General features: G+C 66.6%; 1 protein-coding gene. It reads left to right on the forward strand.

Features of this window, described 5'->3' with window-relative positions; genetic code table 11:
- Positions 1 to 132: 132 nt before the first annotated feature.
- Positions 133 to 790 (forward strand): type VI secretion system tip protein TssI/VgrG (gene tssI / locus PA6_RS22315; protein WP_021703216.1); only part of this gene is annotated, 658 nt, incomplete at its 3' end.

Raw genomic sequence — 790 nt, forward strand, 5'->3', positions numbered from 1 at the left:
GGCGGCATTTTTGCCCCCCGCGTCACGGCAGCGCCGTGGCGCATCCCGGACAATGCCCCGGCTCGCAGGTACGCGAGCCACCCCATCGGCCAGCACTCCTGGCCGATGCCCTTTCGGCAGAAGGAACAACGGATGTTCGCCCCCGCCAACCAGACGCATTTCAGCCTGCACCTGCCCGGTGTCGAACACGACCTGCAGGTGCTCGAATTCACCGGACACGAGGCGCTCAGCCAGCCCTTCGTGTTCGAGGTCACCCTGGTCAGCCAGCGCCCGGACCTGGACCTCGAAGCCCTGCTCGGCCAGCCGGCCTTTCTGGCCCTGAATGCCGACGGCAGCGGCATCCACGCCCAGGTGCATGCCTGCGCCCAGGGTGATTCCGGCCAGCGCCTGACCCGCTACCACCTGACCCTGCGCCCGCAGCTGGCCTGGCTCGGCCATCGGGTGAATCAACGCATCTTCCAGCACCTGACGGTGCCGCAGATCGTCGCCCAGGTGCTGAGCGAGCACGGCATCCTCGAAGGCTCCGGCCAGCGCTTCCAGCTCGGCGCGACCTACCCTGCCCGCGACTACTGCGTGCAGTACGACGAATCCGACCTGCACTTCATCCAGCGCCTGTGCGAGGAAGAAGGCATCCATTACCACTTCCAGCACAGCATGGACGGCCATGTACTGGTATTTGGCGATGACCAGACCGGTTTTGCCAAGCTGCCGACCACCGCCTACCAGCAGGACAGCGGCCTGGTGGCCGACGACCCGATAATCAAGCGCTTCGCCCTGCGCCTGGCCACCC

Source organism: Aquipseudomonas alcaligenes NBRC 14159 (assembly GCF_000467105.1).
GTDB lineage: Bacteria > Pseudomonadota > Gammaproteobacteria > Pseudomonadales > Pseudomonadaceae > Aquipseudomonas > Aquipseudomonas alcaligenes.